The organism is Corallococcus sp. AS-1-6, assembly GCF_020037015.1.
GTDB lineage: Bacteria > Myxococcota > Myxococcia > Myxococcales > Myxococcaceae > Corallococcus.
Genome location: NZ_JAIQDE010000001.1, coordinates 588,591 through 612,491, shown reverse-complemented (window position 1 = coordinate 612,491; position 23,901 = coordinate 588,591). Strand labels below are relative to the sequence as shown.

Sequence of the window (23,901 nt, the reverse complement as noted above, 5' to 3'; positions counted from 1 at the left end):
TCGGCCACGGAGTGTAGCCCGTCCCGCCCGCCCCTCAATTCGACGGCGGCGCCTGCCTGCCCGCTGTCCCCAACTGCACCTGCCGCAGCGCCTCGTAGGCGCCAATCCCCACCGACGTCGAAAGATTCAAGCTCCGGCGCTCCGGCAGCATCGGGATGGTCACCGGCGTCCCCGTCCCCCCCTCCATCACCTCCGGCAACAGCCCCGTCACCTCCGAGCCGAACACCAGGTGGTCCCCCGGCTCGAACCGCGCCGCGTACAGGGATGTCTCCGCCCGGGCGGAGAACAGCCACCGCCGGGCCTGGGGGTACTCCGCCACGTAGGCGTCGTAGGTCGGGTACAGCTTCAGGAACACCTTGTCCCAGTAGTCCAGCCCCGCCCGCTTCAGGTGCCGGTCGTCGATGGAGAACCCCAGGGGCTCCACCAGGATGAGCCGGCACCCCGTCACCGCGCACAGCCGGGCCACGTTGCCGGTGTTGGGCGGAATCTGGGGCGACACGAGGACCAGGTGCAGGGGGGACGCCAGGGGCTCAAGCATGGGATAGAACACCGGACATGCACTGGAGGGTGACCAACGAAACGCGGCAGCGGCTGCTCGCGGACCGCGCCGAACGCGCCGAGTCCTTCGTCCAGCGCTTCCAGGGGCTCATGGGCCGCGCCTCGCTGCCCATGGGGGGCGGGATGCACATCGACCCCTGCAACTCCATCCACACCTTCTTCATGCGCATCCCCATCGACGTCGCCTTCCTGGACGCGGAAGGGCGCATCGTCAAGCAACTGTCCGCCATGCCTCCCTGGCGCACCTCGTCCATCTACTTCAAGGCCCGCTCCGTCCTGGAGCTGCCCGCCGGGGTCCTCCTGGCCAGCGGCACCCAGGAGGGCGACCGCCTGCTCTTCGCCCCGGGGGAGCCCCCGGGCGTTTAGGGGAGCCGGGGTGGCGGGGGCCGTCCCGCCCACCCACACCCGGAGGGTGGAATGCTGCGACACGAGAGAGCTTTTTGACCCCTTTTGGAACGCTTTGTTAACGTCGCGCCCCGATTTTCACGCCTCTCCCCCGGAAGAGTCCCTTCGCATGCGTATCGAGGTCGCCGGCAGCACCCACGTCGGGATGAAGCGGAACCACAACGAGGACAACTACCTCGTGCTCACCGAGGAGAACCTCGTGTGCGTGGCGGACGGCATGGGAGGCCACTCGTCCGGGGAGATCGCCAGCCGCATCGCGGTGGACGAGCTGGGTGAGTTCTTCCGCCTCACGTCCAAGGACCAGGACGCCACCTGGCCCTTCAAGATGGACAAGCAGCGCAACTACGACGAGAACCGCCTCGCCACCGGCATCAAGCTGGCGAACGCGCGCATCTTCGAGCGCGCCACGACGGACTCCAAGTACAAGGGCATGGGCACCACCATCGTGTCCGTGCACTTCGCGGAGAACGGCGTCTACGTGGGCCACGTGGGCGACAGCCGCGTGTACTTCTTCCGCGGCGGCATCCTCCAGCAGGTGACGGAGGACCACTCGCTGCTCAACGACTACCTCAAGGCGAAGAAGCTCACGCCGGAGGAGATCGAGAACTTCCCCCACAAGAACGTCATCGTCCGCGCGCTGGGGATGAAGGAGCAGGTGCAGGTGGACGTCACCCGCGTGGATCCGCTGGAGAACGACGTCTTCCTGCTGTGCTCGGACGGCCTGAGCGGCATGATCACCGACGCGCAGATGCAGGACATCCTGTCGCGCACGCCGGAGCTGGAGAAGGCGTGCGGCCAGCTCATCGACCTGGCCAACGCGGCGGGCGGCAACGACAACGTCACCTGCGTGCTGGCGCGCTACCACGCCGCCTGAGCGACCCCCGTCGCGAGAAACGAGAAGGCCCGTGCCCCCGAAAGGGAGCGCGGGCCTTCGTCCTTCACCCCCGAGCTCAGCGCCCCGTGAGCGGCGCGGGCACCCGGTGCGGGCCCCACGCGAGCACTTCAGTCAGCGCCTCACCGGGGGCCACCTGCGTCTCCTCGAACACTGCGCAGCGCTCCAACTTCGCGCCCTGCCCCACCCGCGCGCCCGGGCCCACCGACACGCCCGGGCCCACGCTGGCGCCCGCTTCCACGACAGCGCCCGCGCCCACGAACGCAGGCCCGCGAACGGTGCCCTCGACGCGGGCCTCCGGATGCCCCCAGGCTCCGTCCGCCCCGGCCTTCAGCCCGTGCAGCGGCGAGTCCGTCCCCAGCGCCTGCAACGGCACGCGCCCTTCGAGCACGTCCCGCACCGTGGCCAGGTAGCGCGACGGCATGCCCAGGTCGGACCAGTACGCGTCCACCGCGTGCCCACGCACCTGGAGCCCCGCCTGCATCACCCGCACGTAGACCTCGCGGTTGATGTCCTCGGGGCCTTCCGCCGTCATGAAGTCGAACACGCTGGGGGACATCACGTGCACGCCGGTGAAGTGCCACGGCCGCAGGCCTTCACCGCCCGGCCCGTACCCCGCGATGCGGCGCACCTGCCCGCCCGCGTCCGCCTCCACCGCCGCGTACTTCTCCCCTTCCGGCATGGGCAACAGCACCATCGTCGCCACCGCGCCGGACTCGCGGTGCGCCGCGACCGCGGGCCGCAGGTCCACCGGGAAGAGGATGTCCCCGTTGAACACGAGGAAGTCCTCGCCGGAGAGGAAGTCGCGCAGGCCGCGGATGCCTCCGCCCGTGCCCTGGATGACGGGCTCGTGCACGACGTGCAGCGGCAGCCCCGCGCGCTCGCACTCCGCGCGGGCCGCCGCCGTCATCGTGTCCGGCAGGTGATGCGTGTTGATGCCCACCTCCGTCACCCCGGCGGCCTTCAGCACCGCCAGGTGATAGCGGAGCAGCGGCTGGCCAAGAAACGGCATGGCCGGCTTGGGCCAGCGCTCCGTGAGCGGGCGCAGGCGCGTGCCCAGGCCCGCGCAGAGGACCATCGCTTTCATGGCTTCAGGCCGCCAGCTCGGGCACGTACTTCGAAATCAGCTTCTGCAGCCCCGCCAGCTCCGGCCGGCGCGCGAACGCGGCCTTCACGTAGCGCAGCGACGCGGGGATGGAGACGAGGAAGCCCGGGTTGCCCTTCACGCGGTTGATGAACTCGAAGCGGCCCGCGTCCTTCAGCTTGCGCTGGATGGTGAGCAGGTCGAAGAACGCCTTGAACTCCTTCGCGTCGATCTTCTCCCCGCTCTCCTGCTCGAACGTGGCGATGTAGCGGTCCAGCATCGTGTCCACGAAGTCGCGGTCCAGCTCCACGTAGCTGTCGCGCAGGAGCGCCACCAGGTCGTACTGGCGCGGGCCCTGGAGCGCGTCCTGGAAGTCGATGACGACCAGCTCGCCCTCCTTCACCATGATGTTGCGGCTCTGGTAGTCGCGGTGCGTGAAGCCTCGCGGCGCGGCGGCGAGCTGCTTCGCGATGTCCCGGAACGTGGCGTCCAGCTCCGCGCGCTCCGCGTCCGTGGGCGTCTTGCCGCTCCAGGCCTCCAGGCCCCACTCGCGGAAGTGGTGCAGCTCCCAGTCGTACAGGTCCTCGTCGAAGGCGCGCGTGAAGGCCAGGCACTCCGGGTCGCGCTGCTTCTCCGCCTGCACGCGCAGCTTCGCCAAGAGGTCCACCGCGCGCGTGTAGAGCGCCTGGTGGTGGCGGCCTCCCTCCAGCGCGGACTCGAAGGTGATGTCGCTCAGGTCCTCCAGCACCATGATGCCTGCGGGCTCGTCGTAGCGGAGGATGCGCGGCACGCGCACGCCCAGCTTCTCCAGGTAGCGGTGCACGTTGATGAAGGGCAGCTCCTTCGGGGGCTCGCCCTTGGTGGCCTCCTCGCTCTTCTTCGTCGCGTCCGGCGGCATCACCATCAGCACCCAGCTCTCCGGGGCGCGGCCGACGCGGTAGTAGGAGCGGTTGCTCGCGTCGCCCTTCAGCTTCTGGATGGGGGCATCGGGGACGGGACGGCCAATGGCCTGTCCCACCTGGTCGCGAAGGGCGGCCTCAAGTTCCATGGGGGGCGGGTGCTCCGGAGGGGGAAGGAAACGACGCCCGCGAGTATCGGAGGCACGGCGCGGCGGGTCAAAGCCCGCGTGGGCCACGCGTCCGCCAGACGCCTGCCCTGTCGCCTACGCGACGAGGAACCCCAGGGCAACACCCACACGGTCGCGGCATCCTGCGTCAGGAAGGGCCATGCCTTCGGGCATGTTCCCCCTGACGGGGCGGAGCACATATAAGGCCCCGACCCTCACTTTTTTCGGGAAGCCACGCACGATGGACATCCAACAGAACATCCTCACCGCCATTGGCCACACGCCGCTGGTGAAGCTCAACAAGCTCGTCGGTCCGAACGACGCCACCGTGCTCGTGAAGTGCGAGTTCATGAACCCCGGCGCGTCCATCAAGGACCGCATGGCGCTCTACATCATCGAAAAGGCCGAGCGGGAGGGGAAGCTCAAGCCCGGCGGCACCATCGTGGAGAACACGTCCGGCAACACCGGCATGGGCGTGGCGCTGGCCGCGGCGGTGAAGGGCTACAAGTGCATCTTCACCATGCCGGACAAGATGTCCCTGGAGAAGATCAACCGCCTGAAGGCCATGGGCGCCCAGGTCGTCGTCACGCCGACGAACGTCCCGGCCGAGGACCCGCGCAGCTACTACGAGACGTCCAAGCGGCTGGCCAAGGAGACGCCGGGCGCCTTCATGCTGAACCAGTACCACAACCCGGACAACATCGAGGCGCACTACCACACGACCGGTCCGGAGATCTTCCAGCAGACCGAGGGCAAGTTCGACTACTTCGTGTCCGGCCTGGGCACCGGCGGCACCATGAGCGGCGCCGGCAAGTACCTCAAGGAGAAGATCCCCGGCCTGAAGAACATCGGCGTGGATCCGGAGGGCTCCGTCTACGAGGGCTACTTCAAGACGGGCAAGCTCACCGAGCCGCACGTCTACAAGGTCGAGGGCATTGGCGAGGACATGCTCTGCGGCGCCATGGACTTCAAGGTCGTGGACGACGTGCGCCAGGTGGATGACCGCATGTGCTTCAACGCCGCGCGCCGGCTGGCGCGTGAGGAGGGCATCTTCGCGGGTGGCTCGTCCGGCGCGGCCGTGCACGTGGCGGTGCAGTTGGCGAAGGAGGTCGGCAAGGGGAAGACCATCGTGGTCGTCCTGCCGGACTCCGGCAGCAGCTACATCAGCAAGTTCCACTCCGACGAGTGGATGCGCGACAACGGCTTCATGCAGGAGAAGGGCGCCGGCACCGTGCGCGACATCATCGGCGCGAAGCCCCGCGACCTGAAGACGGCCAAGCGCGGTGACCGCGTGGACCGCGTGGTGGAGACCATGCGCAGCCACGGCATCAGCCAGATGCCCGTGGTGTCCGACGACGGGCGCGCCGTGGGCATGGTGCACGAGTACGACCTGCTCAACGCCCTGGTCGCCAACAAGGTGAAGTTCCAGGACGCCATCGACCCCATCGTCGCCCCGCTCCAGGGCGCCGTGTCCGCCGAGGCCAGCATCGACCGGCTGCGTGAAATCTTCGCGCGCGACAACGTGGCCGTGGTGAAGGACGGAGAGACCGTCGTCGCCATCGTCACGAAGATCGACCTCATCGACTACCTGCACCGCACCGCTGCTTAAAGCCGCGGGCGTCAGGCCCTGAAACACCGCGGGCCCGGAAGGAGGAGGACATCCTCCCTTCGGGCCCGTCGTGTTTCCTGGCGGTGAGGCGTGTTGTTGCTTCAGAGCCCCGGCGGGTCCGGCTTCGTCAGGTCCAGGGCCACCATGTGGTAGCCCGGCCCCACGTGCATGAAGCCGAAGCGCTCCGCGCGGTTCTTGATGGCGTCCAACTGCGAGTAGCCCAACAGCAGCTTGAAGCCCTGGCGCCGGGCCTCGTCGCGGACGGCGGCGACGATGGCGTTGACCGCTTCGTTGCGGTCCTCCTTGGTCAGCCCGGGCGCGGCGATGATGCCTTCAATCAACGCCACCGAGCTGTCCGTGCGGTACAGGAAGCCCGCCGCCTTGTCCGGCACCACGAAGCCGTACTCCGGCAGTGCGTCCGGCGTCATCGTCTCATCCCACGGCTTGCGCCACAGGTTGAGCAGCTCGTGGTGGACCTTGGGGTCGAAGCGGACGGGCTTCATGGACTAGGAGAGGAACGTCGACATGCGCTGGGCGGCGAGCTCCGTCGCGTTGCTCATGCCCAGGTTGGTGAGCGGGTTGCTCTTGGTGGACTTGAACAGGTCACCGAGGACGTCGGTGACCTTGCTCTTGCCCTTCGCCAGGTTCAGCGCGCCGGACAGCAGGCTGTTGCCGCCCGCGCCGTCCAGCAGGCCGGAGTTGGCGAAGGTCCCCAGCGCGTTCTTGAGCACGCCGCCGCCCGGGATGAGGTCGGTGGCCGCGCCCAGCAGCGCCTGGAGGGGGTTCTTGCCCTGCATCAGGCCGCTGGCGAAACCCATCGCCGCGCCGAGCAGCGGGTTCACCGCCGACACGAACGGCTTGACGATGTCCATCACCTTGCCGAGAGCCTTGCCGATGCCACCCATGGTCTGATCCTTTTCGGGGAGGGCCGCGCGGGCCCTCGAAGTGAGACTGACAGTGGGATTCTCGGCGGGACGCCGGAGAAGTTTCCGGTTCCGGGATTATCCGGGCCTCCCACTGGAAAGCCCCGGGATTCCGGGGCCTTGGCGGGGCGGCTCAGCCCCGGATGGGGCCCTTCTTGGCCTCGGCGGGATCCACGGCGGCGCCGGGCTTGGGGGCCACGGTCTGGCCGGGCTTGCTGGCGGAGCCCAGCGCGGCGCTGTAGCGCTGCTCGTGGCTCTTGTCGCTGCTGAAGCCGTCGCGCTGCTGGGCGGGGCTGATGACGACCTCCCCGTCGATGATCTTCTGCAGGTGGGTGCCAATCTCCTCCACCGTGGCGATCTTCGGGTCGCGCGCCTTGAGCTCCTCGTCGGGGATGATCTCCAACTGGGGCGGCTTGTCCGGGTGGATGGCGTAGTCGAGGATCTTCTCCACGTACTGCGCGACGGGGATCTTCAGCATCTCCGCCTGCTGCTTCACGTCTTCATCCGCGAGCAGTTCCGCGCGCACCACTTCCACGGGGCGCTTCAGCCGGCTGGGCGCCGGAGGAGGAACGACCTCATTGGTGTTGGACATGGGCTTCTCCTTTGGGCGTATTGGTAACCCAGGTCAGCCCTGGAACTCAAAGTGGGGGTCGTTTTCTACGGCGCCGGGCGGCGGGCGAAGAGGGCGTTGGCCACCTCCGTCATCACCACCTCGCCGTGCTGGTTCACGACCTCCAGGCGCAGCTTGAGCGCGCCGCGGTCCGGCTTGCTCGCGGAGGGCCTGGCCTCCAGCGTCTCGATGCGGATCCGGAGCGTGTCACCGGGGCGCACCGGCCTCTTCCAGCGCAGCTCGTCCAGGCCGGGCGAGCCCATGCCGGCGGCCTGGCCCAGGAGGCCCTCGACCATGAGCTTGTGGCAGATGGCGGCGGTGTGCCAGCCGCTGGCGATGATGCCGCCGTAGATGCTCTGGCCGGCGGCGTCCTCGTCGATGTGGAAGGGCTGCGGGTCGAACTGGCGCGCGAACGCGATGATCTCCTCGCGCGTCACCACGTACGGCCCCCGCTCCATGATTTCGCCGATGGGGAAGTCCTCGAAGTAGCGCATGGTGTCCCTTCTGTGGGTGCCGGGCCCGCCGGCGGTTCAGCCCTTCCCTACCCTCCGGCGGGCCGCGCGGCTACTGCGGAAGCGGCTCCTCCGGGTCGGCCACGGACTCCGGCGTGTCCGCGGGCGGAACGGGGCCGCGCCGCACCGGCTCGGCGCGCTCGTCCGTGGGGCCCGGCGGCGTGTCCCGGGCCTCCTCCGCCGCGGCCTCGTCCGCCTCCAGCGCGCTGGACTGGACGCCGCGGGCGGCGGCCTTGGCCAGCGTCTTCTTGAGGGTCAGCGTGTCGCGCACGGTGTTGCCGGAGGTGATGAGCCGCGCGGTCAGCGTGCCGCCGTCCACCGTCACGTCCAGGAAGCCGTAGGCCTGGTTGTCCCGCAGCGCGGTCCACGCGGGCTGGCTGGACGGGAAGGGCCGCAGCGTGGCGCCGCCGCTGCCCACCACGAGGTACGGGATGCCGCGCTGGGTGCTGGAGGCCACGGTGTCGCCGTACATGGGCTTGCTGCGCTCGTAGTCGTGGTCATGGCCGGTGAGGACCAGGTCCACGCCGTACTTCTCGAACAGCGGGCCGAACTGGCGGCGCATGGTGAGCTGCGAGCCGTGCTCGCCGCTGGACCACGACGGGTGGTGGAAGAAGGCCACCGTCCACGGGCGCGTGTTGGCGGCCAGGTCCGACTCCGCCCACGCCTTCTGCGCCGAGAGCGTGCACCGGTCCGCGGACGCCAGGCCCACCGCGCAGTTGGAGTCCAGGGAGATGAAGTGCACCGGGCCCCAGTCGAATGAATAGTAGCGCTCGGTGCCCTGCGGGTTGTTGGCCGGCAGGTACATGTTGTCCAGGTAGGGCTGCGCCTGGTTCGTCACGTACTCGTGGTTGCCGGGCGTGGCGAACATGGGCACTTCGCGCAGCAGGCCCGCCATGGGCGTGAAGAGGTGCGCCTGGAACTCCGCGTCCGTGCCGTCCGGGTACGCGTTGTCCCCCAGGGCCAGGAGCAGCTCCGAGCGCCACTGCGGCGTGTTCATCACCGCCATCACCTTCGCCTGCATGCTGCCGCCGGTGCCGAAGTCGCCCATCGCGGTGAAGTGCGCCTTCGTGGCCGAGGACGTCGTGGACGTCTGGAAGCTGCGCAGGCCCGTCCTGGTGCCGCAGGCCTCCACCACGTAGCCGTAGGTGCGGCCCGCGGACAGGTTGGACAGCTTCACCGCGTGGCGCGTGCCGGACACGCCCGCGCTGACGGAGGACGTGAGGTTCGTCCCCTCGCCGTAGCGCACCGTGGGGTTGCAGCCGCTGGCGGTGCGGAAGGCCACGATGGCGGACGTCTGCTTCACGCTCTGCAGGTACGGCAGCCGCGGCAGCGCGGGACCGGAGTCACTGGAGGACGGAGGCGCGCTGGCCGCGCACGCGCGGGCCTCCGCGATGGAGTTCCAGTCGTTCACCGTGTCGCCGTTGACGGTGATGCGCACGTAGCGCGCGCTGCGCGAGGAGAACGCCACCGTCTGCGCGGACGTGTCGAGCGCGCTGTCCCCCGCGTACGCCTGGGTGAAGGTGGCGCCATCCGTGGACGTGGAGACGACGAAGTGGTTCTGGCGCTCGTTGCCCCGGTGCCACGCGATGGTGGTGCCCGTGAGCGTCTGCGCCGAGCCCAGGTCCATCTGGAGCCAGACGCCCGTGCCCTGCGCGCTCCAGCGCGTGCCCAGGTCGTCGTCCTGCGTGTTGGCGGGGACGTTGCCGTCGTCACCGCTGGCCGTCACGGCCCGGGTGACGAGCTGGTTGCAGTCGGACGCGGAGAGCGACTCCGGCAGCGCGGCCGGTGGGAAGTCGGAGTCGGAGGGAGCGGGCGGTGACTCGCAGCCAGTCGCGAGCCACACGCCCAGGAGGCCGGTGGAGACAAGCAGTCGGTTACGCATCGCGCCAGGAACGTTGTGTCCCAACCGACATTCCCCCTGCCCCGGAGGGCAGGCGGGCCGCCTGGAGCGCGAGCGGGCGTCCGGACTACTTCACGCGGTCGAGCGCGTGCGCGAGGTCGTCGATGAGGTCCTGCGCGTCCTCGATGCCGACGGACAGGCGGATGAAGCCGTCCGCGATGCCCAGCTTCTCCCGCGTCTCCTTGGGGATGGAGGCGTGGGTCATGATGGCGGGGTGCTCGATGAGGGACTCGACGCCGCCCAGGGACTCGGCGCAGGCGAAGACCTTCACCGTCTTGAGGAAGGTGCGCGCCGCCTCCAGGCCGCCGTGGATGTCGAACGTCAGCATGCCGCCGAAGCCGGTCATCTGCTGCTTGGCGAGCGCGTGCTGCGGGTGCGTCTCCAGGCCCGGGTAGGTGACCTTCTTCACCTGCTTGTGCGTGGACAGGTACTGGGCCACCTTCATCGCGTTCTGCGCGTGGCGGTCCATGCGCACGTGCAGCGTCTTCACGCCGCGCAGCACGAGGAAGCTGTCGAAGGCGCCGGACACGCCGCCCACCGCGTTCTGCAGGAAGTACATCCGCTCCGCGATGTCGTCGCGGCTGGTGCAGACGAAGCCGCCCACCACGTCGCTGTGGCCGTTCAGGTACTTCGTCGTGGAGTGCGCCACGACGTCGAAGCCCAGGGACAGCGGCTTCTGGAAGTACGGCGTCATGAACGTGTTGTCCGCGACGGAGAGGATGCCGCGCTTCTTGGCGACTTCAGCGATGCGGCCCAGGTCGATGAGCTTGAGCATCGGGTTCGTCGGCGTCTCCACCCAGACCATCTTCGTCTTCGGGGTGATGGCCGCCTCGAAGTTCTCCGGCTTGGAGAGGTCCACGAAGGAGAAGTTCAGGCCGGAGCGCTTGAACACCTTGTCGAAGATGCGGAAGGTGCCGCCGTACACGTCGTCGGAGACGATGACGTGGTCACCGGCCTCCAGCATGTGCATCAGCATGTCCGTGCCGGCGAGGCCGGACGCGAACGCGGCGCCGTACTTCGCGCCCTCCAGCGCGGCCAGGCAGTCCTGCAGCGCCTTGCGCGTGGGGTTCTGCGTGCGGCTGTACTCGTAGCCCTTGTGCTCCCCCGGTCCGTCCTGGACGTAGGTGGAGGTCAGGTACACGGGCGTCATGATGGCGCCGGTGGTGGGATCCGGCTCCTGGCCGGCGTGGATGGCGAGCGTGTCGAAGCGCATGGCTTCGCGAACTAACACAGTCCCAGGGGCCGTGCAGCGCTCCCGGGGCCCTAGTCAAACTGGCCGTGCCGCCCCGCCCCCTTCGCGAAGCGCGTGGCCCCGGGGATGGACTCCGTCTGGAGCACCTTCACCCCGCCCTGAAACTCCTGGCGCATCGCGTCTTCGAAGGCCAGGTCCCCCTGGGCGTAGGCGGAGGTCCGGTCCGCGTTCATGCAGGCTTGCGGGAAGGCGGCGATTTGAGCGGCCAGCGCCTCCGCGGCGCTCCGGGCCTCGCCCTTCGGCACCACGCGGTTGACCAGGCCCATGCCCAGCGCCTCACCCGAAGACACGGGGCGGCCGGTGAGGATGAGGTCCAGCGCGCGTGACAGGCCAATCAGCCGGGGCAGGCGCACGGTGCCCCCGTCGATGAGGGGCACGCCCCAGCGGCGGCAGAAGACGCCCAGCACCGCGTCCTCCTCCGCCACGCGCAGGTCGCACCACAGCGCCAGCTCCAGGCCGCCCGCCACCGCGTGGCCGCTGATGGCCGCCACCACCGGCTTGGACAGGCGCATGCGCGAAGGCCCCATGGGCCCGTCCCCGTCCGGCTCCAATCGCAGGAGGCGCCCTTCCGACACGGCCTTCAGGTCCGCGCCCGCGCAGAAGGTGCCCGCGTCGCCGTACAGCACGCCCACCTTCGCGTCAGGGTCCGCGTCGAAGGCCCGGAAGGCGTCCGCCAGCGCCCGGGCCGTGTCCGCGTCCACCGCGTTGCGGACCTCCGGCCGGTGGAGGATGACGGTGGTGACGGGGCCGTTCTTCTCGACGCGCACGCTCATGGGGCCGGTTTTCCCCCGCCCCCGGGGCGGCCTGCAATATGAGGGGAACCATGTCGGATGAAGGCAAGCAGGACACGCAGGGCGCGGGCATGTTCGAGAACCGCCTGCGCAAGAACGCGAAGCGCCTGCGCAAGTGGGCTCGCGCGCAGGGGCTCACCGCCTTCCGCGTCTATGACCGGGACATCCCCGAGTACCCCTACGCCGTGGACCTCTACGGCGACCACGCCCACGTCGTGGAGTTCCCCCGCCGCAAGGCCCGCGCGAAGGGCGCCTCCGAGGACGCCGAGCGCGACGAGGTGCTCGCCGCCGTCACCGCCGTGCTGGGCGTGGCGCCCGAGCGCATCTCCGTGAAGACGCACACGCCCCAGCCCTGGGGCCGCTCGCAGTACCAACGCGTGGGCCAGGGCAGCGAACGGCTGGTGGTGGAGGAGCAGGGCCTCAAGTTCTGGGTGAACCTGGGCGACTACCTGGACACCGGCCTCTTCATGGACCACCGCAACACCCGCGCGCGCGTGCGCAGCGAGGCGAAGGGGAAGCACTTCCTCAACCTCTTCGCGTACACCGGCGCGTTCACCGTGTACGCGGCGGCGGGCGGCGCGGCGAGCAGCGTGAGCGTGGACCTGTCCAACACGTACCTGGACTGGGCGGAGGACAACCTGGTCCTCAACGGCCTGGCGGATCCGCGCCACGTGCTCATCCGCGCGGACGCGAAGGCGTGGCTGGAGGACCAGGCGAAGCACGGCGACGACAAGTACGACCTCATCGTCTGCGACCCGCCGTCGTTCTCCACGTCGAAGAAGATGTCGGGCACCTTCGACGTGCAGCGCGACCACGTGCGGATGCTGGAACACCTCCGGGCGCTCATGGCCCCCGGAGGCGTCCTCTACTTCTCCACCAACTTCCTGGGCTTCGAGCTGAAGGACTCCGCCACCCGGGGCATGGCGCAGGTGGAGGAGCTCACCCCCCGCTCCATCCCCGAGGACTTCCACCGCAAGGAGATCCACCGCTGCTGGCGCATGGTGGCCCCCTTACGGTGAGCGTCAGCCGCTGACGGCTACAGCCAGCAGACGTTGTCCTGGCAGCGCTCGCCGGATGGGCACTCGCAGTTGGCCTGGCAGACCTTGCCTGAGCCGTGGTTCACCGGCTTGCACTGGCCGCTGGTGCAGGCCTGGCCGGCCGGGCACTCGCAGTTGGCGCGGCACACGGTGCCGGTGGTCCCCGCGTCCGTCGTGGGCTGCGTCGGGGGCAGCTTGCACTTGCCGCTGGTGCAGACCTCACCGGACGGGCACTCGCAGTTCACCGTGCAGGAGATGTTGCTGCCCGAGCCCGCGTCCGGCACCGGCTGCTTGCAGTAGCCGTTGTTGCACACCTGGCCGGAGGGGCAGTCGCAGTTGGCGAGGCACGCCTGGCCCGGGTCCGGCTGCGGCGACTTGCACTGGCCGCTGGTGCAGACCTGGCCCGCCGGGCACTCGCAGTTGGCCTGGCACTGGCCGCCAGTCGGGATGGGCAGGCAGTAACCCACCTCGCACTTGGTGTCCGCCGAGCACTCCGTCGTGGAGGTGCACGGCGCGCGGCACTGGCCGTTCACGCAGTCGCGGCCCGTGGGGCACTGAGCCTCCGTGGTGCACGCGTTCGGGTCCGTCTGCGGCTTCTGGCACAGGCCCTGGATGCACAGGCCGCCCGGGCCGCACTTGTCATCCGCGTCGCACTGCTGACGGCAGGTGCCGTTGATGCAGTAGTGGTCCGTGCCGCAGTCAGAATTGACCCGGCAGACCGGGGTGCCGGCGTCGGAGCCCGCGTCCGGCTTCGTGCCGCCGTCCGTGCCCGCGTCCGGCTTCGTGCCGCCGTCCGTGCCCGCGTCCGGCTTCGTGCCGCCATCCGTCTTGGTGCCGCCGTCCGTGCCCGCGTCCGGCTTGGTGCCGGAGGTGCAGAAGTTGTCCTTGCAGAGGCCGCCCGCGCCACATTCCGAGTCGCGGTAGCAGGACTGGGCGCACCAGCCGTTGATGCACATCTGCGTGCCGGGACACTCGCTCGAATAGACGCAGTTCTGGGAGTCGGAACTCAGGTCCCAGCAGCTCCCCGAGCGACAGTACTGATTGGAGCCGCAGTCGGACGTGGTGGAGCAGCCGTAGCTGGTGTCGTAGTCGTCGTCAGGCCAGTAGCCGCCACCATTCGTCTCGAGGATGCAACCCGACAAAAGGCCTAACAGCGTAAGGAACGGCACGAGCAATGTGCCGCGAAGCGTGGTGTTCCTCATGAGTGGGGGCTCCAAAGGAATGGGATGGGTCCGGACCGGCCACCGGGGGGGTCATCCGATTTCGAGAGCCTTCGACGCAAGAGGGGGCCGGATTGATCAAATAATTTTGATCTTTTTTCGTCTCTCCGGAGACCCAGGGGCACGGAGGCAGTGTGCTCGTCTGGACCACCGATACAGACTGGAGGGCGTTCCTGGAGGAGGGGGACGTCCGGCGTCGCCCCGAAGGAGAAGGCCTGGTGTTCAGCCGAGGAGCGCGCACGTGGGCGTCCGCCGTCCCGCCGGAGTCCGGCGTGGGCGCGGTGGACGCGCGTGAGCCGGCGTCCTCGGACGAAGCCCGCCTGCGGCTCCTGGTCCAGCGGGTCCAGCAGGGGGACCTGACCGCCTTCGAGCAGCTCTACGAGGCCACGAAGCTGGACGCGGCGCGGACCCTGCGCCACCTGGTGGGAAACCGCGTGGAGGTGGATGACCTCCTCCAGGAGACGTACCTGCGGCTGCTCACGGCGGTGAAGGGCTTCCGGGGGGAGTCCCGGTTCAGGACGTTCCTCTACCGGGTGTGCGCCAACGTGGCGCTCAGCCATCTGCGGTGGAAGCGGCGCCGGCCGGAGGACCCCTTCGCGGACCCGCCGGAGGTGGTGGCGCCCGGAGAGGACCCGGAGCGCGCCGCGGAGCGTCGTCAGGCCGCGAGGTTGGTGGAGGCGGCGCTGGAGAAGCTCTCGCCCAGGAAGCGCATCGTCTTCGTCTACGCCGAGCTGAGCGGCATGAGCGCGGACGAGATTGCCCTGGCCGTGGGAAGCTCTCCCAACACCGTGCGCAGCCGCCTGCACCACGCGAGATTGGAGTTCACCGAAGCCATGCAGCGTCTGGTCGTCGCCCGGCCGGTGGGAGGTTCCCATGGCCGGTCATGAGACGCAGGCCCTGTGGGCGCTGGCCGCGGGGGAGCTGGACGCCGCCAGCAAGGCTCGCGTGGAGGCGCACGTGGCGGAGTGCGCCGCGTGCGCGGCGGAGTGGAAGCGCGTGGTGGAGGCCCGGACGCTGCTGCACACGGCGCGCTCGGTGGAGCCGTCCGTGCGGTGGGAGGAGACGGGGGCGAAGCTGAAGGCGGCCGCGGCGAAGCGGATGGCGGTGCCCGAGCGGCGGTTCCTGTCGCCCTGGGCGCTGACGCTCGCGGGGGCCTGCGCCGTCGCGCTGGTGGTGTGGCTGGGTGGGGCGCGCTGGAAGGATGCGGCGCGAGGAGCGGAGGCCCCGGTCGCGACCGGCCTGGGCGCTGGGGCTTCCGGCGAGCGGCCCGTGGACTTGAAGACCCGTGGGCAGGGTGGCGTTACGGAGGGAGCGGTCGCGTCGGGTGCGGAATCCCCTTCGGCGCCTGAGAGGGTCGCGGCTCATTCGGAGGCTGCGTCCACCACGGAGGCGGAGCGCGTCACCGGCGCGGTGGTGCGGGAGGCCACGGGTGTGGAGCACGCGCTGGCGGCGGGGATGCGGCTGCGCTCGGGCATGGCGGTGCGGACGCCGCCGAAGGCTTCGGCCGTGCTGCGGCTTCCGGATGAGAGCCGCGTGCGGCTGTCGGCGGGTTCGGATGTGGTGTTCGCCCGCGCCGAGGCGAACGCCGTGCACCTGACCGTCCAGCAGGGACGGCTGTCCGTGAAGGCCTCGCATGCGCGGCGGGATGCGTTCCTGGTGGAGTCCGCGGGCCTGCGGGTGTCCGTCGTGGGGACGGTGTTCTCGGTGGAGCGCACGGCGGCCGGAGCCGCGGTGGCGGTGCTCGAAGGACGCGTGCGAGTGGACGCGGAGGGACAGCCTCCGCGCTTCGTGGGCGCGGGCGAGCGCGTGGAGCTCGGGGGCGCGGGTGAAGCAATGAAGCCTCGGGAGCTCTCGGCGGGAGACCGGCAGGCGTTCCGGGACCTGCGGGACGCGGAGCCCGCTGCCGCGGTCGCGAGCATCGTGCCCCCGATGAAGGGACCATCACGCGGCGATGCGAGCCCGTCCGTTGTGACCCGCGACACGGTCTCGAAGCCGGGCACTGCGTCCGTGGAGAATCATGCCGCGCCGTCGCAGGCCGTCGCCAAGAAGGCGCCGGATGCCCCGGCTCCCGGCACTCCGTCCATGGAGGACAATGCCGCGCATTCGCGCGCCGTTGCGCAAAGGACGCCCGATGCCCCGACTCCCGGCGCTTCGTCCGCAGAGCACAACGCCGCGCATTCGCAGGCCTTCGCGCAGAAGAGTCCCAATGCCTCGGCTGTCAGCGCCCCGCCTGCGGGGAACAACGCTGCGACGTCTCAGGCCGTTGCTCAGAAGGCGCCTGCGGCCCCGACTCCTGGCACTCCGTCCGCAGAGAACGATGCCGCGCATTCACAGGCCGTTGCGCAGCAGAAGACGCCGGATGCCCCGGCTCCCGGCACCAATTCGGCAGAGAGCAACGCCGCGCCTTCCCAGGCCGTCGCGCAGAAGATGCCCGAGGCACCGGGCACCGTTGTCGCCCAGGCCACTCCGAACGCTCCGGCGGCCCCTGCCATGTCCGCGCCGGGAGAGGCGCTGGCGCAGGCGCCCAACACGGAGATTCCCCAGCCCGTGCATCCGCGCGAGTCCACCCCGTCCGACGACTTCGCGCCCTACCCTGGCGCTTCGGCGGGTTCGCTCGCGTCCTCCGCGCCGCTGCCGGGCGCCGTGCAGGCTCCGTCCGTGGCTCCGGCCACGCCCTCGGAGCCTCGCAAGCGCAAGACGCTGGGGGCGCTCGTTCCGGGCGGACTGCTGTCGGACGACTCCGATGAGCGCTTCCTCGGCTACGCCAAGGTCCAGACGGCCGGCACCACGTGCGGTCAGTTCCTCGTGGGCCTGGGGGAGATCGCCACCGCCAGCCCTCGCACGAGCCACCGGGAACAGGCCCGCATCCTGCGCGGCCGCTGCTTCAACCGGCAGCACCTGCCCGCGGACGCGGAGGACGAGTTCCGCCAGTACCTCCGCGAGTTCCCCAACGGCCACTACGCCACCGAGGCCCGCATCGCCCTGGGCATGTCCCCCGAACCCGAGCCCGGCGCTCCCGCGAAGACGCCCGCGCCCCTGCCCGCGCCCGTGACGCCGCGCTGGAACGGCTCGCCCCAGCGCGCGCCCGTCAGCCCCGGGGTTCCTCGTCGCTGGTGAACTCCGCGTCCACCTCGCCCCCTTCGCTCCGGGGGCGGCGGAAGGTCGCGGGGCCCTCCTCCGAGGGCTCCACCTTCGCGGCCGTCTCCTGCGGGTCGAAGCGCCGGGCGTCCAGGAACGGGTCCTCGCCTGGCACCGGCCCGACCTGCGTGAAGCGCACCGTGCCCGAGCGCAGCGTCTGCTCCAGCGAGCGCCGCACCCGCGCCGTCACCACACGGCGCACCGGCGGCACCATCAGCAGGAGCCCCATCACGTCCGAGATGAACCCCGGCGCGATGAGCAGCGCCCCGCCCACCAGCACCAGCACGCCGTTGAGCAGGCCCTCCTCGGGCACGCCGCCTCCGGCCATGGCCTCGCGCCAGTTGCGGAACACCTTCTCGCCCTGCCTCCGGGCGATGAGGCTCCCCAGCACGGCGGAGGCCGCCAGCAGCGCGAGCGTGGATCCCAACCCGATGTGATGCCCCAGGGTGATCAGCAGGTACAGCTCCGCCAGGGGCAACAGGATGCAGACGATGACGAGGGCCTTGAGCACGCCGGCACGTTAACGCCAGATTCACTCCCGCGCTCATTGCCGGCTGCACACGCCGTGTCCCCACCCGGGGTCACCGGCGCCCCCCGGCTCACTCCCCGTTGAGCTTCGCCATCAGGAAGCGCATCACGAAGTAGAGGAGCGCGAAGCCGCCCACCGCGAAGAACACCAGCCGCGACGTCAGCGACATGCGCTCGGACGGCAGGCCCAGGCTGTTCACCCGCTCGGCCCGGTCCATCGCCTCCGCCAGGCCGGGGGTGAGCTCCATGGGCTTCGCCGTGCGCCGGTAGTGCTCCGTGCGCAGGTACTGCTCGACCACCCGCTCCGTGGCGGCGCCCGTGAGGACCTCTCCCAACTGCGGGTCGAACAGCCGGAGCCGGGCCTCGTGGGCCAGCCCGGCGGCCTCCGTCAGCGCCTCGCGGATGAGGTCCTCCCCGTCCACCAGCGGCACGCGCAGCTCCGCGCCCACCACCCGCTTGCCGTCGCGCAGGGGCAGCACCTCCACGGTGCCCACGCCCAGGTCCCACTCGCGCGCGCCGTCCGGGCGGCCGGTCCCCGGGCGCGCCGCCAGCAGGGCGTCCACCCGTGCCATGTCGAAGGGGGCGCCTGGGGTCCGCGCCTGAAGGACCAACTCGTAACTCACGCGGGTTGCGAGTATACGCCGCGCGGTCGCTCCCGCCTCTTTCCCTCCGAGACGCCTTGATGAAGCCCTCCTCTCCCCCCCGCTCCGGCCGGCCCGGCTCCCCTCCCCCCGGACGTGGCGGCAAGCCCGGCCAGCGCCCGGAGAAGCACGGCCAGCGCCCGGAAAAGCCCCGCGCGGACCGCACGTCGCCGGAGCTGGGCCCGGACGGCACGCCCCAGGTGATGCTCCTGCGCCGCGGCTCCGACCGCTGGCTCGCGGGCCCGCCGTGGATCTACCGCGCGGACCTCAACGGCGACCCCGGCCTCCAGGGCGGTGAAGTCGTCCGCGTGGTGGACGGCCGCGGCTGGTTCCTGGGCAAGGCCTTCTATTCGAAGCAGTCGAAGATTTCCCTGCGCTGGCTCACCAACGACGACGTCCCGGTGGACGCGGACTTCTTCCGCCAGCGCCTCCAGTCCGCCGAGGCGCTGCGCAAGCTGGCGCTGCCCGGCGAGGCGACGTACCGGCTGGTGCACGGCGAGGCGGACGGCCTGCCCGGGCTCGTGGTGGACCGCTACGGCGACTACCTCAGCGTGCAGTTCCTGGTGCCCGCCATGGAGCAGCGCAAGGCGCTCATCGCGGACCTGCTGGAGGAGCTCTTCCACCCCAAGGGCATCGTCAACCGCTCCGACGTGAGCGTGCGCCACCTGGAGGGCCTCCTCCCGGAGAAGGGCCTCTTGCGCGGCGCGCTGCCGCCGGGCCCCGTGTCCTTCGACGAGGGCCTGGTGCGCATGCGCGCGGACCTGCTGGAGGGCCAGAAGACGGGCGCGTTCCTGGACCAGCGCGAGAACCACGTGATGGCGGCGCAGTATGCCTTCGGCGAGGCGCTGGACTGCTTCAGCTACGTGGGCGGGTTCGCGCTCCAGTTGGCCACGCGCGCGAAGCACGTCACGGCGGTGGAGATTTCAGAGTCCGCCTCCGCGCAGCTTCGCGACAACGCCCAGTCCAACAAGCTCTCCAACCTGGAGGTCGTGACGGCCAACGCCTTCGACTTCCTGCGCGACGCGGTGGACGAGGGCAAGCGCTACGACACCATCGTGATCGATCCGCCCTCCTTCGCGAAGAACAAGGACGCCATCCCGGCGGCGGTGCGCGGCTACAAGGAGCTCAACCTGCGCGCCTTCCAGCTCCTGCGCCCCGGCGGCATCCTGGTGACCGCGAGCTGCACGTACCACGTGGACGAGCAGGCCTTCGAGGAGATGCTCGCCTCCGCCGCCGCGGACGCGAAGCGCCGGGTGCAGATCATCGAGCGCCGCGGCGCCGGCCGCGACCACCCCGTCCTCCTCAACCTGCGCGAGACGCGCTACCTCAAATGTTTCGTCCTGCGCATGCTGTGAGATAGGGTAGGACCCATCCAAGGGGTCCATCCAGCGGACCCCGACGTGCGGGAACGGTTCAGTCATGGCACGCCGGGATTGGGACGACGCAGACGACGAGGCCCCCGCGTCCGGGACGCGGGCGTTGGAGCGCGCCCTCCAGGAGACGCGCACCGTCTACCGCCAGGCGGACGCGGCGTACGCCCCGTACTCGTGCCCGGCGAGCGGGGAGTGCTGCCAGTTGGCCGTCACGAAGCGCCAGCCCTGGCTGTGGCTCCCCGAGTGGGAGCTGCTCAAGCGCAGCAAGCCCCTTCCGCCCCCCCGCGCCGACGGCGCCTGCCCCTACCTGGACGCCGCGGGCCTGCGCTGCACCGTGTACGCGGACCGGCCGTTCGGCTGCCGCACGTTCTTCTGTCAGCGCATCCAGGGCCCCGCCCGCCAGCCGTCGGACGAGGTGTCCCGGCTCCTGCTCCGGTTGGAGCGGATTTCACAACGCGTGATGCCGTCACTGCGGGGGCCACGTCCCCTCCTGGAATGGTATGCCGGGGTCAATACCGCCCCGGCCCGGGAGGAACGATGACGTCCATGCTGCAGACGCGGTGGCGGAGCGCCCACCGGAGTCCCCCCGTGTCCGCGCGGTCCAAGCCTGTAGGTGCCCGAGCATGATTCCCCCACGCTGGCTGCTTGCGCCCCAGGAGTTCAAGGGCACCTTGAGCGCGGCCGAGGCCGCGGACGCCATGGCGGAGGGGCTGCGTCAGGCCTCGCTGGACGTGGTGCTGGACGTGGCGCCGCTCGCGGACGGAGGCCCGGGCACGCTGGACGCGCTGCTCGTGGGCATGCCCAAGGGCGAGCGCCGCAGGCTCACCGTGCGCGGCCCCATGGGCACGCCGGTGGAGGCCTGCTGGGCGCGGCTGGACGACGGGCGCACGGCGGTGGTGGAGATGGCGCAGGCCTCGGGGCTCGCGCTGGTGCCGCCGGAGCAGCGGGACGCGCGGGCCGCGTGCACGCACGGCACGGGGCAGCTCTTGCGCGCGGCGCTGGACTCGGGGTGCGAGCGGCTCATCGTCGGCCTGGGCGGCAGCGCCACCACGGACGGCGGCAAGGGCGCGCTGGAGGCGCTGGGCTTCCGCTTCCTGGACGCGGACGGGGCGCCGCTGCCGCCGGGGGGCTCGAGCCTCGCCAGGCTCTCGCGCGTGGACGCCAGCGGCAGGCACCCGCGCCTGGGGCAGGTGGAGCTGCTCATCGCCACGGACGTGACGACGCCGCTGCTGGGCGCGGACGGCTCCGCGCGCCTCTTCGGTCCGCAGAAGGGCGCGGACGCGGCGGCGGTGGAGGAGCTGGAGGCGGCGCTGGCCACGTTCTGCCGCATCGTGGACGAGGACACCGCGAACCTCCCGGGCGCGGGCGCGGCGGGAGGCCTGGGCTACGGGCTCGCGGCGCTCGGCGGCGGGAAGCTCACGTCCGGGTATGACCTGGTGGCGCGGGCGCTGGGGATGGAGCGGCGCGTGCTGCTCGCGGACCTGGTGCTCACGGGCGAGGGGCGCTTCGACCGGCAGACGTCCATGGGCAAGGGGCCCGTGGCGCTCGCACGGCTGGCGCGCGCGCAGGGCACGCACGTGGTGCTCTTCGCGGGCGTCGTGCAGCGGGACAACGGACCGGAGCTGTCCCTCTTCCAGGAGGTGGTGGAGCTGAGCGGCCAGGCCCGCCCCGGCGCCACCGCCCGGGAGACGCTGCGAGACGCCACCGCGAAGTGGGCGCTCGCGCGGCTGGGCCGGTAGCGGCGGCGCGGCCCTACTCCAGCGGATCCGTCGTGCGCACCACGCGCATCCCCGCGGCCTTGAAGCCCGCCAGGGCCTCCTTCGCCACGCGCGGGAAGTCCAGCGCCGCGGGCAGCGGCTCCAGCGGAGGCGCGGGCACGGGGCTCATCGCGTCCTCCAGGATGTAGATGTTCCCCAGCTTCGATTTGTCCGTGCGCTCCAGGTACTGCTGCAGGTCGCGCAGCGTGGACAGCACGCAGTGCGAGCTGGCCTGCCCGAAGACGTACACGCGGTCGAACGACAGCAGATGCTCCATCAGCCGCGCGTTGAACTCGCCCACGCGCTGGCCCTTCACCTGCGTCACCTCCGGCGCCATCACGGAGTAGTTCTCCGTCAGCGGGTGCTCGCCCTTCAGCTCGAAGTGCGTGGGCGTGTCCCGCACCAGCGCGTGGAAGAGGCTCGCCTCGTACAACGCGGGCACCAGCGCGTGGCTCTGTCCGCCCAGGAGCGCGTGGTACGGCCAGATGGTCAGCACGTACCGGCCGCTCGCCTCCAGCCCCTCGCAGTACGCCAGGCTCTCCTCCGGGTGGCGCGTCGCCCGCCAGCGGCCCTCCCGCACGTCCTTCGCGGTGATGACCGTCATGGGCTCGGGCGGGCGCCCTTGCGCGTCCCGCCACCACGCCGGATGGAAGATTTGGAAGGCCCGGTGCGTGTCCAGCGAGAAGACCAGCCCCGTCAGCCGGTCCAGGTGCGCGTACAGCCAGCGCAGCGTGCGCTGCGTGTCCTCCACCGCGCCCGGGACGAAGAGGCTCGCGCCCGGCGTGCAGAAGGCCACCTGCGCGTCGATGCCGAACGCCGCGATGCGCTGGCTGTCCTCGCGGGCCGGGCGCACGCGGTGCTCGGCGGCGTAGCGCCAGGCCTCCTGGGAGACCTCCGCCACGCGCTCCAGGTAGAGCTGGCCGACGCGGGCGTCATCGTGGAACCGGGGCGGGGGCAGCGGCATGACGTGCTCTCCAGGCCCGCCGGCGCCGCCGCGTCCATGGCGTCAGCGGCCCTGCGGGAAGTGGCGCCGGGTGATGGACTCCACCAGCGCCTGCGTGGTGGCAGTGTAACCGATGCGCTGCTCCTCCAGCGTCAGGCCTTCGGTCCCCACCAGCGACGGCGTGGACGGGGCGGACTCCATCAGCGGGAAGTAGCCCTGGGGCGTCGCCTCCCCCGCCTGCCCCACCAGCCCCAGCGGCCCCGTGCCCGTGCGGCGGCGGAAGAGGACCGGCGTCCCCGGCACGCTCTGCTTGCCCTCCGCCAGCTCGTTGCCGAACTTCATCACCGGCGTCGCGCCGGAGCACGACAGCTTGTAGATGGCCGCCACCCGGTCGCGCGTCAGCGCATGGAACATGGTGCGCGCCACGATGTGGCCGCCGTAGCCGTAGAACTGCGTCGCCGGCTCCCAGCCCACCTGCTTGCGCAGCTCCTCGAACTCGCGCGTCATCTGCGCGTCCAGCCCGTCCTCCAGGATGATGACCGGCTTGATGCCCAGGTCTCGCGCGCGCGTCACCGCGTACAGGTACTGGAGCTTCTTGTTCCCGGAGTCGAAGCGGATGGAGTCCCCACCCTGCGGATCCTCCGAGATGAGCTTGAACGCCGCGGGGATGCCCGACGTCAGCGTGTCGAAGGTGTCCAGCAGGTAGCTGGAGCGCTGCGGCCGGCGCTCGTGCATCGCGCGGTAGGCCGCGTCGTCGGAGCCGTAGCGCTGCACGTGCTCGTGGCCCATGGTGCCCACGGGGATCATCCCCAGCACGCGCGCGCCCTCCACGTTGCTCGTGCGCTGCACGCCCGCCTCCTGGCACGCGCGCAGGGCCAGCGCGTGCTGCTCCAGGCAGGTCGCCGCGCGCAGGCCCACCTCGAAGATGCGCGAGGGGTCCCCGACGACGTCCACCAGCTCCTGCACCTGCGCGCGCACGCGCCGCGCGTAGCCCTCCGGGTCCGCCTGCATGGACACGGCGCGCACGCCCACCTGATCCAGCGTCTCCAGGGCGATGCGCTTCTCCTCCTCGCACGTCACCGTGGCCAGCGTCCGGGCCAGGGCCTCGCGGTCCTGCAGCGCCTGCGTGGCCACCTGGACGCGGTAGTTGAGCTGCAACAGCATGGGCTCCAGCCACGACACCAGCGCCGAGGGCCCCGTGAGGGTGAGGATGGGCTCGCGCGGCAGGAACACCGCGCCCCGGGGGATGGCGCGCACGGACACCTGCGCCTTGCGCAGGATGGCCGCCTTGAAGCCCACGCCCATCTCGTAGTCGTGGCGGGCGAGGAACGCGTAGTCGTCCGGCCGGGGCTCCGGCAGGAGTGCCTTCACCCACGCCTCCAGGTCCAGCGGCATCACCTGGGGCCCGCCCTTGCGGTGCGAGTAGTAGAACGTTTCCTTCCGCAGGGGCCAGCCGGCCTCCGCCATGCTGAACTTGTAGCCATCCGTGGCGAGCAGCGACTGGGGCATCGGGCAGCGACTCCTTAGCGTTGACCCCGAGACTATGCGTGCCCGCCACCCCGTACCTAGGGCCAAGGGCTCCGACGGATGCGGGAAACCACGGGTGCTCCATCACCCGTCTGTCTTCCGGCGACCGACACATTGGGGAATACGCTGGATGCG

24 protein-coding genes are annotated in these 23,901 nt (G+C 70.7%); 9 read left to right on the top strand and 15 right to left on the bottom strand.

Features of this window, described 5'->3' with window-relative positions; translation table 11 throughout:
• Positions 1 to 34: 34 nt before the first annotated feature.
• Positions 35 to 538, bottom strand: a complete 504-nt coding sequence (locus tag K8612_RS02570) for a tRNA (cytidine(34)-2'-O)-methyltransferase (RefSeq protein ID WP_223739805.1) — start codon at positions 536 to 538, stop codon at positions 35 to 37.
• A 17-nt stretch (positions 539 to 555) separates the two neighbouring features.
• Between K8612_RS02570 and K8612_RS02565 the strand changes: the two genes are divergently transcribed.
• Both K8612_RS02565 and K8612_RS02560 read left to right on the top strand, forming a co-directional pair.
• Positions 556 to 924 (top strand): DUF192 domain-containing protein, encoded by a 369-nt coding sequence (locus tag K8612_RS02565; protein ID WP_223761130.1) that lies wholly within the window; start codon positions 556 to 558, stop codon positions 922 to 924.
• Between the two features lie 148 nt (positions 925 to 1,072).
• On the top strand, positions 1,073 to 1,837 hold the full coding sequence (locus K8612_RS02560; protein WP_223739807.1) for a Stp1/IreP family PP2C-type Ser/Thr phosphatase: 765 nt from the start codon (positions 1,073 to 1,075) through the stop codon (positions 1,835 to 1,837).
• A gap of 76 nt (positions 1,838 to 1,913) precedes the next feature.
• Here K8612_RS02560 and K8612_RS02555 read toward each other — a convergent pair whose 3' ends face one another.
• Complete coding sequence (locus K8612_RS02555; protein WP_223761129.1) at positions 1,914 to 2,942, bottom strand: NDP-sugar synthase; 1,029 nt, start codon at positions 2,940 to 2,942, stop codon at positions 1,914 to 1,916.
• A gap of 4 nt (positions 2,943 to 2,946) precedes the next feature.
• Positions 2,947 to 3,987, bottom strand: coding sequence for an aminoglycoside phosphotransferase family protein (locus tag K8612_RS02550; RefSeq protein ID WP_223739809.1), 1,041 nt, complete (start codon positions 3,985 to 3,987; stop codon positions 2,947 to 2,949).
• A gap of 259 nt (positions 3,988 to 4,246) precedes the next feature.
• Between K8612_RS02550 and K8612_RS02545 the strand changes: the two genes are divergently transcribed.
• Positions 4,247 to 5,614, top strand: a complete 1,368-nt coding sequence (locus K8612_RS02545) for a pyridoxal-phosphate dependent enzyme (protein WP_120551737.1) — start codon at positions 4,247 to 4,249, stop codon at positions 5,612 to 5,614.
• A 101-nt stretch (positions 5,615 to 5,715) separates the two neighbouring features.
• On the opposite strand, the gene K8612_RS02540 is transcribed toward K8612_RS02545, so the two are convergent.
• From K8612_RS02540 to K8612_RS02510, 7 genes are all read right to left on the bottom strand, one after another.
• Positions 5,716 to 6,117, bottom strand: a complete 402-nt coding sequence (locus K8612_RS02540) for a hypothetical protein (RefSeq protein WP_120551736.1) — start codon at positions 6,115 to 6,117, stop codon at positions 5,716 to 5,718.
• A gap of 3 nt (positions 6,118 to 6,120) precedes the next feature.
• Positions 6,121 to 6,519, bottom strand: a complete 399-nt coding sequence (locus K8612_RS02535) for a hypothetical protein (protein ID WP_223739810.1) — start codon at positions 6,517 to 6,519, stop codon at positions 6,121 to 6,123.
• Positions 6,520 to 6,670: 151 nt separating this feature from the next.
• Positions 6,671 to 7,129: a hypothetical protein gene (locus K8612_RS02530; protein ID WP_223739811.1), complete on the bottom strand. Its 459-nt coding sequence runs from the start codon at positions 7,127 to 7,129 to the stop codon at positions 6,671 to 6,673.
• A gap of 65 nt (positions 7,130 to 7,194) precedes the next feature.
• Entirely contained in the window at positions 7,195 to 7,641 is a 447-nt protein-coding gene (locus K8612_RS02525; RefSeq protein ID WP_223739812.1) for a MaoC family dehydratase, read from the bottom strand.
• A 70-nt stretch (positions 7,642 to 7,711) separates the two neighbouring features.
• Positions 7,712 to 9,541, bottom strand: coding sequence for a discoidin domain-containing protein (locus K8612_RS02520; RefSeq protein WP_223761128.1), 1,830 nt, complete (start codon positions 9,539 to 9,541; stop codon positions 7,712 to 7,714).
• 85 nt (positions 9,542 to 9,626) lie between these two features.
• Positions 9,627 to 10,772 carry a cystathionine gamma-synthase gene (locus K8612_RS02515; protein WP_223761127.1) on the bottom strand — a complete coding sequence of 382 codons (1,146 nt, stop codon included), beginning with the start codon at positions 10,770 to 10,772 and terminating at the stop codon, positions 9,627 to 9,629.
• 50 nt (positions 10,773 to 10,822) lie between these two features.
• Entirely contained in the window at positions 10,823 to 11,584 is a 762-nt protein-coding gene (locus K8612_RS02510; protein ID WP_223739815.1) for a crotonase/enoyl-CoA hydratase family protein, read from the bottom strand.
• 50 nt (positions 11,585 to 11,634) lie between these two features.
• On the opposite strand from K8612_RS02510, the gene K8612_RS02505 reads away from it, so the two are divergent.
• Complete coding sequence (locus K8612_RS02505; protein ID WP_223761126.1) at positions 11,635 to 12,621, top strand: class I SAM-dependent methyltransferase; 987 nt, start codon at positions 11,635 to 11,637, stop codon at positions 12,619 to 12,621.
• 17 nt (positions 12,622 to 12,638) lie between these two features.
• On the opposite strand, the gene K8612_RS02500 is transcribed toward K8612_RS02505, so the two are convergent.
• The gene (locus K8612_RS02500; protein WP_223739817.1) at positions 12,639 to 13,841 is read right to left on the bottom strand and encodes a hypothetical protein; all 1,203 of its coding nucleotides are present in this window, start codon (positions 13,839 to 13,841) and stop codon (positions 12,639 to 12,641) included.
• 236 nt (positions 13,842 to 14,077) lie between these two features.
• Here K8612_RS02500 and K8612_RS02495 point away from each other — a divergent pair, with 236 nt between their 5' ends.
• Entirely contained in the window at positions 14,078 to 14,746 is a 669-nt protein-coding gene (locus K8612_RS02495; RefSeq protein WP_223761125.1) for an RNA polymerase sigma factor, read from the top strand.
• Positions 14,733 to 16,976, top strand: a complete 2,244-nt coding sequence (locus tag K8612_RS02490) for a FecR family protein (RefSeq protein WP_223761124.1) — start codon at positions 14,733 to 14,735, stop codon at positions 16,974 to 16,976. The genes K8612_RS02495 and K8612_RS02490 overlap by 14 nt, the downstream gene beginning before the upstream one ends.
• Here the strand turns inward: K8612_RS02490 and K8612_RS02485 are convergent.
• The gene (locus tag K8612_RS02485; RefSeq protein WP_223761123.1) at positions 16,948 to 17,508 is read right to left on the bottom strand and encodes an FxsA family protein; all 561 of its coding nucleotides are present in this window, start codon (positions 17,506 to 17,508) and stop codon (positions 16,948 to 16,950) included. The genes K8612_RS02490 and K8612_RS02485 overlap by 29 nt on opposite strands.
• Positions 17,509 to 17,596: 88 nt before the next feature.
• Complete coding sequence (locus K8612_RS02480; protein WP_223761122.1) at positions 17,597 to 18,097, bottom strand: hypothetical protein; 501 nt, start codon at positions 18,095 to 18,097, stop codon at positions 17,597 to 17,599.
• Positions 18,098 to 18,207: 110 nt separating this feature from the next.
• Here K8612_RS02480 and K8612_RS02475 point away from each other — a divergent pair, with 110 nt between their 5' ends.
• The 3 genes from K8612_RS02475 to K8612_RS02465 all read left to right on the top strand — a co-directional run bounded on the left by K8612_RS02475 (position 18,208) and on the right by K8612_RS02465 (position 21,278).
• Positions 18,208 to 19,521 carry a class I SAM-dependent rRNA methyltransferase gene (locus tag K8612_RS02475; RefSeq protein ID WP_223761121.1) on the top strand — a complete coding sequence of 438 codons (1,314 nt, stop codon included), beginning with the start codon at positions 18,208 to 18,210 and terminating at the stop codon, positions 19,519 to 19,521.
• Positions 19,522 to 19,585: 64 nt separating this feature from the next.
• Entirely contained in the window at positions 19,586 to 20,080 is a 495-nt protein-coding gene (locus K8612_RS02470) for a YkgJ family cysteine cluster protein (RefSeq protein WP_223739823.1), read from the top strand.
• A gap of 82 nt (positions 20,081 to 20,162) precedes the next feature.
• Entirely contained in the window at positions 20,163 to 21,278 is a 1,116-nt protein-coding gene (locus K8612_RS02465) for a glycerate kinase (RefSeq protein ID WP_223761120.1), read from the top strand.
• 13 nt (positions 21,279 to 21,291) lie between these two features.
• Here the strand turns inward: K8612_RS02465 and K8612_RS02460 are convergent, their stop codons facing one another.
• Positions 21,292 to 22,260 (bottom strand): nicotinamidase, encoded by a 969-nt coding sequence (locus K8612_RS02460; RefSeq protein WP_223761119.1) that lies wholly within the window; start codon positions 22,258 to 22,260, stop codon positions 21,292 to 21,294.
• 42 nt (positions 22,261 to 22,302) lie between these two features.
• Positions 22,303 to 23,748 (bottom strand): nicotinate phosphoribosyltransferase, encoded by a 1,446-nt coding sequence (locus K8612_RS02455; RefSeq protein ID WP_223761118.1) that lies wholly within the window; start codon positions 23,746 to 23,748, stop codon positions 22,303 to 22,305.
• Positions 23,749 to 23,901 lie beyond the last annotated feature (153 nt).